Genomic DNA, 13,827 nt, shown 5'->3' with positions numbered 1-13,827 from the left:
CAACTAAAAACAAAACTGACACCATATGAAAAACGGTGTCAGCTTACGTAAATTCAAGATATTCTATGGTAGGGGTTTATTTTTAGTGTCCATTAACCATGGTTCAGTTCAATATCACGGGTGATCTTTTATATTGTTTTAACTATTGCATGCTCTTAAAACTTCCACAGTCTGTACACTCTGTTGTTTTAGCAATATTTTCATGTTTAACAACTTCAATTTTGTTTAGAGTACAAAAATTATCATCCTTACAATGAAATTTACACTCACTAACTACACAACCTATACTGTCATTATGATTCATCGAAAAAGCACCTCCATTTATTAATTACAACTATTATTATTATTAGCATAAATAAAATAGTTATGCGCATAAACAATAAAAAATAATTAAACCACCTGTATTTAATTTATATAAATGTTAAATCGCATTATTGATACAAAATTTTACATATAAAATACAAAAGTTAAATATTATGTTATAATACTCTTATAATTTATTCGTAATAATTAATAATCAATATTGGTTATTAATTTCGCTTGGAGGAGAAATATGAAATATTTTTTAGTTGCACTATTTGATGATTTATCTAATTCTACAGTTCAAAATATACAAAGAGATATTTGTAAAAAATATAAACTATATAAGAGCTCGCCTAGTCTATATATAACTATAAGTGCTATAACAAATCCCGATATTGAAAAATTAGATGTAGTTATTTCTAAAATCTTAGTTCCTTATAAAAAATTTAAGGTGGGCATAAATAATAGTGTTGTTTTAAGTGAAAATCTTAGTCAAGTCAACCTCAAAGTTGAGGACAAAGGATATATATTTCGACTTGCAAGAAATATAACAGAAACTTTAGATTTACATAGTTTTAACGTTAAAACCGATGATGATAACATTGATTTGCGTATTCTACTTGCTAATGCTAATCACATAATCAAAAAGTCTTATAATGGTGGTTCAATTCATATTGATGATACTTTAAATATGGATGATTTTTATAAATTTGTAAAGGTTTCTAGACTTGAATTGTGGAAGCAAGTTAGTAATAAAAAAGAAATGTTAGTTAAAACTTATGCATTAAGAGAATACTAAAAACTATATATACATGTTTTAGGTTTGAGGGGGATGGCAATGGTATACTATTTAGTCGGCTTATTTGATGAAGTTTCTTATAAATACATGGAGTCTATTCAAAAATCACTCTGTAAAAAATATAACCTATACAGCTCTGACGCAAATTTACCTAAACTTCATATAACTCTAGAAATAATAACTGATCCTAATCTTTATGATCTAGATATTTCATTAAAAACTATTCTTAAGGAATATACTAAATTTGAGTTTGAATTGAATGGTGTAATATGTTTTGACCCTCCCTATAAATCTGTAAACCTAAATATTAGAAACGCAGGTACTATATATGAATTATCTAAAACGATAAATTCCAACTTAAATGTACAGGGCTTTGATGTTAGAAAGCATATTGAAAATTGGAATTTACATATTTCATTAGCGAACACTACCTTTGCAGATAGGGAATGGTCTAATAGCGAATATTTAGCGGCATGTAATTTAGCTAAAGATGAAAATTTCACAAGAACTATAACTATTGATAGTGTAGAGCTTTGGAAACCTATAAATAATAATGATGAAATGGTGGTTAAACAATATGAACTTACAAAATTTATTTCAGATGCAAAGCACCTTAGACAATAGAATTCAAGCAGAACATCACCTTGAAGGAGTACCATTATTAAACAAAAAAATACTATCACTTCAGGTAGAACTCGGTGAGCTAGCCAATGAAACCCGTTGTTTTAAATTTTGGAGTAACAAAAAACCATCAAACGACAATGTGATTCTTGAAGAGTATGTAGATTGCCTTCACTTTATATTAGGTTTAGGAATCGAAAAAAACTTTCAAGACATCACTTTAGATGTTAAAGATATTTCTTGTGAACTATCTCAGCAGTTCTTAAACATATATATATATGTTTCAGATTTTACTAGTTGTCCATCTATTGGTAACTATTTAAACATTTTTCATAATTTTTTAAGTTTAGGTAAAAATTTAGGTTTTTGTGAAGATGATATAGAAAGTGCCTATTTATATAAAAACAAAATAAATCATGAAAGACAGGACAATGGATACTAATTTTTTAATATTGCAATGCATTCTGGGTAAACTAACCTAGAGGAGTGTGATTGTAATTGGGTGTGATATTTTCTATAATTGCAGGAATATGTATGAGTCTTCAAGGTGTTTTTAATACAAGGGTAAGTGAAAAAATTGGGCTTTGGGAAACTAATGTATTTGTTCAAGGTACTGGGCTAATTCTAACCTTAATAATACTACTAATAGCTGGCAATGGTAATTTCAGAGCGATAAAAGAAGTTAATAAATTGTATTTATTAGGTGGAGCTTTAGGTGCTATCATTATATTTTCTGTTATGCTAGGAATATCGAACATGGGACCAACTTGTTCTATCGCAATTATATTAGTTGCTCAGTTACTAGCCGCTGGTGTAATTGATAGCTTTGGGATGTTTGGCGCCGATCAAATTAAATTCGCCTTATCTAAATTTATAGGTATTGGCATAATGATTGTAGGTATAATAATATTCAAATTGAAATGCTAGTTTTTTTGTAAATGCATTAACATATTTTAATAATTTGCATATACTATAATATTGTAACAATACACTAGGAGGCATACATGTTTTCCTTCAAAAATAAATTGGACCCTACCTTAAGACACGCTTTGCAATGTAATCTATATGAAAACTATAGGGTAATAATACATTGCAAATCTCTTGAGGATAAAACTATTAATAAAATTAAATCTTTAAAATGCGATATTATACGAAATATTCCTTCAATAAGCTGTATTTGTGCTATTTTAACTTCTACTGCTATTAATAGACTACTAGAATATCCTCAAACAGCATATATTACTTTTGATTCTTATGCACATTTGTGTGGCAATAGTGTATTATCATCCAATGGCATATCCTTCCATACAAACTACGAACTATCTGGAAAAGGTATTGGTGTTGGAATAATTGACAGTGGTGTGTATCCACATTGTGATTTAATAAATCCCAACAATAGAATTAAAAAATTCATAGATGTAGTTAATAATTTAAACTATCCTTATGATGATAATGGACACGGCACCTTTATTAGTGGATTAATTTGTAGTAGCGGTTATGGATCAAGAGGTATGTACAAAGGGGTTGCAATAAATAGCCATCTTTATATGATCAAAGCCTTTAATAGACTAGGGAAAGGTTTCATATCCGATATCTTATTTTCTTTAGAGGCTTTAATTAATGAAAGTAAGGAATTTAATATAAAAATTATCTGTCTCCCTTTTGAAACTCTAGAGACTAATGAATTTACACTTTCTTTATTCTCAAATCTTTTTGACCTTGCAATATCAAAAGGGATAGTGATAATTGTCCCAAGCGGTAGCAATCAAAATATTAAAAGTTCTATAAGAGGCATAGCTACACTTAGTAATTGCATAACTGTTGGTGGTTATAATAGCACAAGCGATGCTAAGATTTACGAATATTCCTCCTGCGGTCCTTTTCAAAAACTTGATAAACCAAACTTAATTGCTGCCTGTGTTGATATTTGTTCCCTTATTTCTGATACGCAATTCATATCGGAGAAAAATGGCGTAAAGCTCTATCCTCAATCCATAACTAATCTATATACGACCTACACGGGAACTTCCTGCTCTGCTGCTTTTATAAGTGGCATATGCGCTCTTCTCTATGAGAACAATATAAATTTATGTTTCAAGGACATATTAGCCCTACTAAAAGTATCTTCGAGTTTAATAAATTTTCCTAAATATATGCAAGGTTCAGGTATTTTGGACATAGAAAAATTATTACCTTGATCAATTGATTAAAAATACTTATTAGGTGTATAATATATATATATTGTTAAATATTGATAATTACTTAAAAACTATTATTAGTATCATTTAATATTATAAACTAATAAAAACTGCATTTCTAAGGGTATAATTATTACTTTGTGTGCCTGAAGAATAATAGGAGGATTAATATGATAAGCGAAAGATTGTTCACTGAACTAAACAAACAAATGAACTTTGAATTTTATTCTGCACACCTTTATTTAGCTATGGCAGCTTATTGTGCCGCAGAAGACTTTGATGGTTTCTCAAATTTCTTTAAAGTACAAGCTGAGGAAGAAAAGTTCCATGCTATGAAATTTTATAATTATGTAAATGAAATGAATGGACGGGTAACTCTAGATGGAATGCCTGAACCTCAAAATAATTATAAAACGCTTCTTGATGTTTTTAAAATAGCATATGAACATGAAAAGATTGTAACTAGTAAAATTTATAATCTTACTGACATTGCTACAGAGGAAAGAGAGCATGCTACTATCAGCTTGCTTAAATGGTTTATAGATGAACAAGTAGAGGAAGAAGCTACTTTTAATGGTCTTATAAAAAGACTTGGAAGAATTAATGATGATCCTACAAGTATTTATATGCTTGATAATGAACTTGCAACAAGAGTTTTCATTCCACCTATTACTAAATAAATTATATATATTCATTCAAAAACATATAAAATTTTAAAGGCACATATCAATATTGATATGTGCCTTTAAAATTTTATAATCATGTCTCTTCTTTGAATTATCATGAATCTTTTAATACTTAAAAGCTATAATAATTCTCTCCTAAGTAAATCTAGTAGCTGCATAGTTGCTCTTTCTCGTATTTTCTGCCTATCCCCTACTAATTTAAGCATCTCAGTTTTAACTTTCCCATTTATATATAACCCTACATATACAAGTCCAACTGGTTTATCTTCGCTTCCACCATCTGGACCTGCAATTCCAGTGGTCGAAATTCCAATATTAGTTCCTGCAGCTTTTGCTATACCTTCTGCCATTTCTCCCGCCACTTCACTACTAACTGCACCATATTTATCTAAGGTTTCCTGCTTAACTCCTAATCTTTTAACTTTAGCTTCATTGCAGTAAGTCACTGCGCCCTCAACAAACGCAGAAGATATACCAGGATAGTTTATAAGCCTTGCTGCTACCATTCCTCCTGTGCAAGATTCAGCTGTAGCTATAGTTAACTTTTTATTTACTAACATTTCTCCAAGTACATGTTCTAAAGTAATATTTCCTTCTCCATAAATATTACTGCCAAGTCTTCTACGTATTTCTTTTTCCATAGGCACAATCAGTCTCGTGCCTTCCTCCTGAGTATTAGCTTTTGCAGTAATTCTAAAGGTTACTTCCCCTTCTTTAGCATAAGGTGCTACTGTTGGATTGGTTTGATTATCCATTATATCTTCTAATATACTTGCTGCCTTGCTCTCACCCACTCCAATAACTCTAAGAACCTTTGACACTAACACTCCTTGCTGAAACTTTTTAAGATAAGGAACTACAGATTCCTCAAACATAGGTTTCATTTCCCAAGGTGGTCCAGGTAAAAGTGCAACTATGTTTCTATCTTCATCTATTATACATCCTGGTGCTGTACCATTATTATTTGGAAGAATTACAGCATCTACTGGGAAATAAGCTTGTTTTTTAACGCTTTCTGTCATTTGTCTATTTGTGTCTTTATAATATTTCTCAATACTTTGCAGTGAAGGTTCATGCACCACACTTTGTTTTTTAAAATACTCAAAAGCTACTTCCTTAGTCAAATCATCCTTTGTAGGTCCAAGTCCCCCTGTAGCTATAACTAAATCAGCCCTACTAAACGCTAAATTATATGCCTCTAAAAGTCTTTCTGGATTATCTCCAACTACTGACTGATGATAAACTGATACCCCTAAATCTGCGAGTCTCTTAGCGATATATTGCGCATTTGTATTGATTATATCACCAAGTAATATTTCTGTTCCTACTGCTAATATTTCAGCTTTCATAATAAATTCCTCCTATTAGTTATTTCCCATGTGACTTTTCCAGTTAAATATTCATAATTCCACATAGCATTTAGTAACCTTTTTTTAAATCTACTACATTTACCAATTCTTCGCAAGCTGTATACCTTCTCATATTTTCTAATATGGTCACGAATCTTCTTTTATTTTTCATCTCTGATACCCATGAATTATGGGAAGTTAATATAACATTATTTAAATCCCATAATTGATTATGCTGCTTTAGTGGTTCTTCTTCATATACGTCTAGTGCAGCCCCTGCTAACTTACCATTCATTAAGCTACTAATTAGAAACCTCTCATCGACAATACTTCCTCTAGCTACATTTATAAAATAACTTCCATCCTTCATTTCACTGAATGCATCTTCATTAATTAAATGATAAGTTTCCTTAGTATATGGTAACGTAACCACAACCACATCACATAACTTAAACATTTCAAAACGTTCACCCATAGAATAACATCTATCGAAATGCTCGATATTTCTACCATTAGTATTTACACCTAATATGGTTACCCCAAAACCTCGAAATCTTTTAGCAGCCTCTAGTGCTATGGTACCTGTTCCTATAAAACCTATAGTTTTACCATATAACTCATGAATGCTTGTATCTATTTTCCACTTTCTATTAACTTGGTTTTCATATAGCCCCTTACTATTTTTTAAAAGCTCTAGCGTTTTTAATACAATCCACTCCCCCATAGGTATACTATACCCACCATTATTATTTGTAATTATAATAGAATTGTTTTTAACATACTCCACTGGCAGTTGGTCAATTCCTATGCTAGATAATTGAATCCATTTTAGCTTTTTCATTTTTTCTATCTGTAGCGTTTTAAAAGGATCATAACAAACTAAAACTTCTACGTCTGCAAGTTCTTCAGAATAAAATAGATTTTGCTCTGGTATAAGCTTTATATCATATCCAAATTCCTCTATAGCTTTTCTTTTATCTCCTCCGTAGTTATATGTGAAAAGTGCCTTGATAGTCATTCCTTTCCCCCTTTGAAAAAAAGGTGCCATAAGGCACCTTATTTAAATACATTTACAATGCTTGTAAATATATCTTTGTTATCTTTAAGTTTAGTTTCATTTCCTAAAATGCAGAAGCAATCCTCATTTATAATATCACTTAATAAATCGTTGAAAGCCTTAATGTCTTCAGGCTTTGTACTTAATACTTCTTCCCTTTCCTTTTGTCTTTGAGCTTCTGTAATACCTCTTATATAATATGCTGTAGCGCGCTCGCCCTTCATAGAAGGCGTTAATGGCGAATCAAGATCACTAATAGTTCCTATAATGTATTTTGTCATTTCCCTTTCAGATGCCTCAAAGCTCCCTATATAATCACATATTCCATCATATGCTTTCAAAGTCTCTTGAACATTAGGATCACGATAAGAAACAAAAACTATGTTACCACTTCTTGCTAAGTTTGCAAACCCACCATAGGCTCCACCTTGCACACGAACTCTGTTCCATAGATAGTCAAGACTTGCTATAGTTTTAAGTACTAGCATCTTGCCTGAATAAGTATAGCCTTTCTTAATGAAATTATAGCCTTTAGCTACATACTGAACATCTGATGAAGTTAATAGTCCTTCATTGTCTTTGCTTAGCTCGAAATCATATGAAGCATCTGGCAATTTTTTATTTTCTAAAATATTTATGATTTTAGGAAGTTCAGCTGCAAAAGTAGTATATATATCCTCTTCTCCTGTAACACTTATAATAAGATTATTCTTGTTAAATATAAGCTTTGATACCTTATTTAGATTTTCAATAATCTCTTCGAATTTATTGTCAAAATCCATTTCAATTTCGTTTATAAATTTATAAAAAGATATTCCTGTTGTTTTTTCAATATATGCTGATGCTGGTGAAAAATAAGAAGTAAGTCTTCCAGCTGCTACCATATGTCCTCGATCAAGAATTTTCATTTCATGCCTTGATTTTAGTTGTTGAATTAATTCCTTCACACGCTTTTTTTCATCAAACTTAGTAGTGCCTATTATCTCAGCTATAATATCAAATAATTTAGGAATTTTTTCAGACAATGCTTTAGCTTTTATTACTAATTTAGGACTATATTTTTCAAAATTTTCATTTTCACCATATACATCTGTAGTAAAATGAATTCCACCAGTATTAATGTTAACTTCATTAGATAAATCGGAGTAGTTAGTCTTTTCAGTACTTACTCTTCCTAAAATAGTTGATAGTAATGTTATATAAGGTATTAACTTCATATCTACTTTTTTAGCGTCAAACAATATATTTATATAAGCAATCTTATTAGTAAATATATCATGGGATAATACCTTTACTCCTTGCTCCTCTTTTTCCTCTATTGGTAAATGTTCTACATTATTTTCAATATCTGAAAGTTCAAGTAGAGGGATAGTTTCAAGCACTTCTTTCTCATCTGGTGTCATTTGTCTTTTTTTAAGAGATTTTGTTTCTTGTATAATCTCATCTATCTGTTTTTCAGAAAGACTTGCCTTAAACTTTGCTAGTTTCTCATCTGCTGCCTTAGATTTTAGTTCTGCCAAGCCTTTTTTACCATTTAAAATCACCATAGAACTATGGGTATTATTTAATAGATACTTCTCTATAAGCTCTTCAAAATAATTAGTAGTTAAAGCCGCTTTTATTTTACTTAAATAACTTTCATACTCTAAATGTATAGTAGGATCTTTGTCATAAAGCCAACTATCCATACTAGTTATATAATAGTATAATCCCTTTGGAAAACCACCTAGGTCAGCTTCTCTTAATTTAAATTCAGTAATATTAATGCAGGCTTCTATTAGTTTCTTGTCTATTCCCTCTTTAACTATATTTTTTAAAGTTGTAAGAACGACGTCTTTAAATTTTTCTTTTTCACTTTCATTAGAGTTTTTTACTACTATACTAAACACTGGTTGCAATATACTATTATCAAAACTTCCAAATACATCTTTACCTATCTCAGCGTCTACAAGTGCTTTCTTTAAAGGTGCAGCCGCACTCTCGAGTAATAAATATTCTAAAATTTCAAATGCTAAATGTAATTCTGGCTGGCTAATATTATCTCCTGATACAAAGTTCAAACTTAAGAAGGTTTTTCCCAGTTCATCATCATCGCAGGAAATAGGATAATCCATCTTAACTTCTTTCATTTTGCTAAATGGCTTTTGAAGCTCAATAGCTGATTCTACTGAAATTTTATCAAAATTATTTAAATATTCATCGCTAATAAATTGTAACTGCTTATCAATATTTCCATCTCCATATAGGAATATATAACTATTCGACGGATGGTAATATTTCTTGTGAAAATCTAGAAATTCTTTCTGAGATAATTCTGGTATACATTCAGGGTCTCCACCGGACTCTACACCATATGAAGTATCTGGAAATAGCGATTCTTGAATTTTTCGCATAAGGCAACCCTCAGGGGACGAAAATGCACCCTTCATTTCATTATAAACTACACCTTTATAATTTAGTTTGTCATCTTTGTTCTCTAATTCATAATGCCACCCTTCTTGCATTAGTATTTCTGGTTGCGTGTATATATTGGGATAGAAAACCGCATCTAAATACACATTCATAAGATTAAAAAAATCTTTCTCATTTTTACTAGCTAGAGGGTATATTGTTTTATCTGAAAAAGTCATAGCATTTAAAAACGTATTTAAAGATCCCTTTATTAGCTCAACAAAAGGCTCCTTTGTTGGAAATTTTCGAGAACCACAAAGTACCGAATGCTCAAGTATATGTGGGACTCCTTTACTATCTTTAGGGGGTGTTCTAAACCCTATAGAAAACACCTTATTATCATCATCATTTTGTAAATGCAATAGTCTAGCTCCGCTTTTCACGTGTTCAAACAATCTTGTCACTGAATTTAACTCTTTTATATTTTTTTCCTCGATTAACTTAAAGCCATGATATGTACTGCCAATCGTAAATTTCATTTGTCTCCTCCTCATACTTTCATTGAAAGTTTAAAACACTTATTAGATGTTTCATTTCCTTAAATCTTGCTAGATTAACTATGAATAACATCATATAACAGTAAAATTTCCCTATTATATTAATTATACACCATTTTATTCCTGGTTACTAATAACACAAGTTATTATATATACATATATTCTTCCTTATTTCAATTTTCTCTATACTATAATTAACCTAAAAATTTAATTGTATTTTAACTATTTAATTGAACTACGATTATGTATATGTACAAATCAGTTTTTTCATTATACTTTTAAATAATTTATTGAATGCTCTTAAAAGAAACGTTTTTCTTAAGCTACACTTAATTATACTAAATAATTATAATTTACCTATTTCCAAATAACCCATCACATATTACTGATAAAACTAAATTTGTAATACTGTTGTTGCATGAATAAAAAGAAATATTAAAGAAACAATAGTAACTATTATATATATTTATAATTATTGTTAATTAATGTGTTATGTATTCTAACTGCTAAATCTATAACGTATTTCTTATATAGCTATTATAAAGGTGGTGATTACTTGACTGATGAATATGAAAATTCTAAATTAAATGCTACTGTTTTGAGCCATGATTTTATAAATGTGATGACACTACAAGAACATATGCTTATTGAATTAGATGAGTCTCCATCGACTGGATATTGTTGGTACTACAATATATCAGATCCTTCCATCCTTGATTTAGATTTTAAAAAAATATTTGATTTTAACAAACCAAATATAATTGGAGGAAGTAAGCAAATCATTTGGAGATTTAAGTGCTTGAAACACGGAGAATGTAGAATACAATTTGCTTACTATAAAAGCTGGAAAAGAGAGAATTGCTCCTTAGATGAATACACATATATAATAAAAGTAGAGTAGTAATTCTTATTAATATAACACTAAAAAACACCCCCATTTCTGAGAGTATTTCATTATATAATTTGCTTTTAATACCCATTACAAAAAATAACAAGCTATTTATACCAGCTTGTTATTTTTTTACGCGAGTCTACGTTAGTATTTCATATCCGGTTTGAGTAACAAGTATAGTATGTTCCCATTGTGAAGACAATGAACCATCTGTTGTCACAGCCGTCCAATCATCATCAAGTACAGCCGTATCAGGACTCCCGATGTTAATCATAGGCTCAATAGTAAATGTCATGTTAGGAAGTAATATTGTACCTTCTCCCTTATTACCAATATGCGCTACAAATGGTTCTTCATGAAACTCTAGACCAACACCATGACCACCATAATCGTATACTACTGAATATCCAAGACCTTCCGCATGTTGTTGAATAGCATACCCTAGATCTCCGAGTGTATTGAATGGTTTTACCTGTTCTATTCCTTTTTCTAGGCATTCCTTTGATACACGTACCAAGTCTACGGCCTCTTTAGAAGCTTCCCCTATTATATACATTCTGCTAGCATCGCCATAATAGCCCTCTAATATGCAGGATACATCTACATTAACTATATCGCCATCTTTTAAAACTGTATCACTTGGTATGCCATGACATATTACATCATTAATTGATGTGCATACGCTCTTAGGGAAGTCGCCATAGCCTAATGGTGCTGGATATGCATTATGTGCAACTGTATATTCATGCACCCAAGTATTAATTTCGTCTGTGGTTATTCCCACCTTTATTTTCTCGCCAACCATTTCAAGTACATCATGAGTTAATTTACAACTTTTTCTTATACCTTCAACTTGTTCATCTGTTTTCATGATATCTCTAGGAATACTATAACCTACTTTTTCTTCTATATTACTTATAAACGCATCTTGATCCATATGACATTTTTTATATTTTTTACCACTGCCACACCAACAAGTATCATTTCGTGATAGTTTGTTCATTATATATCCTCCCATCTAAAATTATTCAAAGCATAAATTTGACTACAATTAACTACAAATTAATAATAAGGCATCCTATACTTGTTATTCTTTAAGGTGCCTAAGTATATCTTTATTTTTAATGAATCTTGAATTTTAAAGTTCATATTGTATATTTATGATTCACCTTACATTATAGTTCATAATTCTAAGTATTCAACATTATTTCCAAAACTCTTTTTAAATGTAACCTTATATCCGTAATTTCAATAAATTATATTTAATTAAATATGCAATAAATAAATTAGATATATAGCATTTTAATTACATGTTTCTTAAACGTCTTAAAGGACATTCTTAAATTAAAGAATGTCCTTCTATACTAAAAGTATACTAATATGACTTTATCGAATTTATTTCCTGCATATCATTTACTATATAATCCCTTTTAAGATACTCATATTTATTAGTTCCTGCTTTAACTACCAAATTATTATTAGCTATCTCTGTGGCTTCTTCTATATTTTTAGCCTTAAATATTATAGTGCCACCATTTCTATTATACATTCCCCCGCAAATTAAATATTTAGAAGAATGATTAACCTTATCTGTATTCGTAGTATAAGTTATTGCTAAACTGTCATTACCTTTTTGCGAATAATTAATCTTAACTAATAAATCTTTTGTTTCCATTTATTTTACCCCCAGTTAAATAATATACTAAACTAGCTTTTAACTACTCTATTAATTTTTTCAAATGCAGTTTAGCTGTAAAATAAAGCTGCTAGTAATGAGATTTTTATATATTTTTAAATACTTTACAGGTATTTTGTCTTAATATGTTGTATTTATATTGTATCGAACATTTGTTCGTAAGTCAACAGATTTATTATATATTAGAGTCTTAATATATGCATATGTTATGTATGCAATTTTTATTACTCGTAATATTTATAAGGCATAATATTTAAATAAATATTATGCCTTATAAATGGGTACAAGCTTTGAGTTATTTTTACTCTAAACTTGTACCCAGTCACCCCAATATATTTCTATGTATTAGGATATTCCTTATTATTTAATTTTTATATAGCTAATCATTTTTTACCCATTTTAATTGCCTTCTGAGTGCAACTCTCCATAGCTGAAATTACTGATCCACGAAAATTATTCTTTTCTAATGAATATACTGCCTCTATAGTAGTTCCCCCTGGTGAACATACATCATCTTTAAGTTTTCCTGGGTGCTGACCGGTCTCAAGCACCATTTTCGCTGCGCCGAGCACTGCTTGAGCCGCCATTTTATAAGCTTTTTCCCTTGGCATCCCTTGAAGTACAGCTCCATCACCTAGTGCTTCAATAAACATATACACATATGCAGGGGATGACCCACTAACAGCTGGAACGACATCAATAAGTTTTTCTTCTAATATCTCTATCTTACCAAAGCTTTCAAAAATTTTTACTACGTCTTCCAATTCATCCTTAGTTATGTTCTTATTGGCGCATAGTGCACTCATTCCCTCTCCAACAAGTGCTGGAGTATTCGGCATAGTTCTTACAACCTTCGCCTCACTGCCTATTGAATTACTCATATGTTCAAGTGTTATCCCGGCCGCTATAGTTACTATAACTACCTCTTTTTTTAAATATGTTTTTATCTCATCGATAACTTCAAAATATTTATAAGGCTTTACAGCTAATACTACTATATCAGAAAGTCTCGCAACCTCCTTATTATCATTTGTTACTATAATATTAAGTTCTTCTTTTACCTTACTTAAACTCCTATTTGATGGATTACTAGCTATTACCTTTTCGCTAGAAACTAAGTTTGATTTTACTATTCCACTTATCATAGCCTGAGCCATATTCCCACAGCCTATAAATCCTATTGTTTTATTCATATCATTAATTCCTCCTATATAATTTATTATTAATATTAATTATATCATTAAAATACACATTCAAATAAAAAACGTTTTTACCACA

14 protein-coding genes are annotated in these 13,827 nt (G+C 30.3%); 7 read left to right on the top strand and 7 right to left on the bottom strand.

Annotated features, from left to right (window positions below):
• Nucleotides 1-142: 142 nt before the first annotated feature.
• Nucleotides 143-304, bottom strand: a complete 162-nt coding sequence (locus tag LGK95_RS14235; protein WP_226125446.1) for a DUF1540 domain-containing protein — start codon at nucleotides 302-304, stop codon at nucleotides 143-145.
• A 249-nt stretch (nucleotides 305-553) separates the two neighbouring features.
• On the opposite strand from LGK95_RS14235, the gene LGK95_RS14230 reads away from it, so the two are divergent.
• From LGK95_RS14230 to LGK95_RS14205, 6 genes are all read left to right on the top strand, one after another.
• Entirely contained in the window at nucleotides 554-1,102 is a 549-nt protein-coding gene (locus LGK95_RS14230; protein WP_226125445.1) for a hypothetical protein, read from the top strand.
• A 39-nt stretch (nucleotides 1,103-1,141) separates the two neighbouring features.
• Entirely contained in the window at nucleotides 1,142-1,726 is a 585-nt protein-coding gene (locus LGK95_RS14225; RefSeq protein ID WP_226125444.1) for a 2'-5' RNA ligase family protein, read from the top strand.
• A complete protein-coding gene (locus LGK95_RS14220) occupies nucleotides 1,680-2,165 on the top strand; it encodes a dUTP diphosphatase (protein ID WP_226125443.1) in 486 nt (161 codons plus the stop codon). The genes LGK95_RS14225 and LGK95_RS14220 overlap by 47 nt, the downstream gene beginning before the upstream one ends.
• Before the next feature lie 56 nt (nucleotides 2,166-2,221).
• Nucleotides 2,222-2,650, top strand: coding sequence for a DMT family transporter (locus LGK95_RS14215; protein ID WP_226125442.1), 429 nt, complete (start codon nucleotides 2,222-2,224; stop codon nucleotides 2,648-2,650).
• Between the two features lie 77 nt (nucleotides 2,651-2,727).
• Nucleotides 2,728-3,921 carry a S8 family serine peptidase gene (locus LGK95_RS14210; RefSeq protein WP_226125441.1) on the top strand — a complete coding sequence of 398 codons (1,194 nt, stop codon included), beginning with the start codon at nucleotides 2,728-2,730 and terminating at the stop codon, nucleotides 3,919-3,921.
• A gap of 170 nt (nucleotides 3,922-4,091) precedes the next feature.
• Nucleotides 4,092-4,601, top strand: coding sequence for a ferritin (locus LGK95_RS14205; protein ID WP_226125440.1), 510 nt, complete (start codon nucleotides 4,092-4,094; stop codon nucleotides 4,599-4,601).
• A 125-nt stretch (nucleotides 4,602-4,726) separates the two neighbouring features.
• Here the strand turns inward: LGK95_RS14205 and LGK95_RS14200 are convergent, their stop codons facing one another.
• From LGK95_RS14200 to LGK95_RS14190, 3 genes are all read right to left on the bottom strand, one after another.
• Nucleotides 4,727-5,956: a competence/damage-inducible protein A gene (locus LGK95_RS14200; protein ID WP_226125439.1), complete on the bottom strand. Its 1,230-nt coding sequence runs from the start codon at nucleotides 5,954-5,956 to the stop codon at nucleotides 4,727-4,729.
• A 70-nt stretch (nucleotides 5,957-6,026) separates the two neighbouring features.
• The gene (locus tag LGK95_RS14195) at nucleotides 6,027-6,974 is read right to left on the bottom strand and encodes a phosphoglycerate dehydrogenase (RefSeq protein ID WP_226125438.1); all 948 of its coding nucleotides are present in this window, start codon (nucleotides 6,972-6,974) and stop codon (nucleotides 6,027-6,029) included.
• A 38-nt stretch (nucleotides 6,975-7,012) separates the two neighbouring features.
• Nucleotides 7,013-9,943 (bottom strand): insulinase family protein, encoded by a 2,931-nt coding sequence (locus tag LGK95_RS14190; RefSeq protein WP_226125437.1) that lies wholly within the window; start codon nucleotides 9,941-9,943, stop codon nucleotides 7,013-7,015.
• Between the two features lie 574 nt (nucleotides 9,944-10,517).
• Here LGK95_RS14190 and LGK95_RS14185 point away from each other — a divergent pair.
• A complete protein-coding gene (locus LGK95_RS14185) occupies nucleotides 10,518-10,862 on the top strand; it encodes a protease inhibitor I42 family protein (RefSeq protein ID WP_226125436.1) in 345 nt (114 codons plus the stop codon).
• Between the two features lie 130 nt (nucleotides 10,863-10,992).
• Here LGK95_RS14185 and LGK95_RS14180 read toward each other — a convergent pair whose 3' ends face one another.
• From LGK95_RS14180 to proC, 3 genes are all read right to left on the bottom strand, one after another.
• Nucleotides 10,993-11,856 carry a methionyl aminopeptidase gene (locus LGK95_RS14180; protein ID WP_226125435.1) on the bottom strand — a complete coding sequence of 288 codons (864 nt, stop codon included), beginning with the start codon at nucleotides 11,854-11,856 and terminating at the stop codon, nucleotides 10,993-10,995.
• Between the two features lie 372 nt (nucleotides 11,857-12,228).
• Nucleotides 12,229-12,528: a hypothetical protein gene (locus LGK95_RS14175; RefSeq protein WP_226125434.1), complete on the bottom strand. Its 300-nt coding sequence runs from the start codon at nucleotides 12,526-12,528 to the stop codon at nucleotides 12,229-12,231.
• 404 nt (nucleotides 12,529-12,932) lie between these two features.
• On the bottom strand, nucleotides 12,933-13,742 hold the full coding sequence (proC, locus tag LGK95_RS14170; protein WP_226125433.1) for a pyrroline-5-carboxylate reductase: 810 nt from the start codon (nucleotides 13,740-13,742) through the stop codon (nucleotides 12,933-12,935).
• Nucleotides 13,743-13,827 lie beyond the last annotated feature (85 nt).

It is taken from the genome of Clostridium algoriphilum (assembly GCF_020443705.1).
GTDB classification, from domain to species: Bacteria; Bacillota; Clostridia; order Clostridiales; family Clostridiaceae; genus Clostridium_AD; species Clostridium_AD algoriphilum.
The sequence above is the reverse complement of the archived record's forward strand: the minus strand, read 5'-3'. Positions and strand labels throughout refer to the sequence as shown.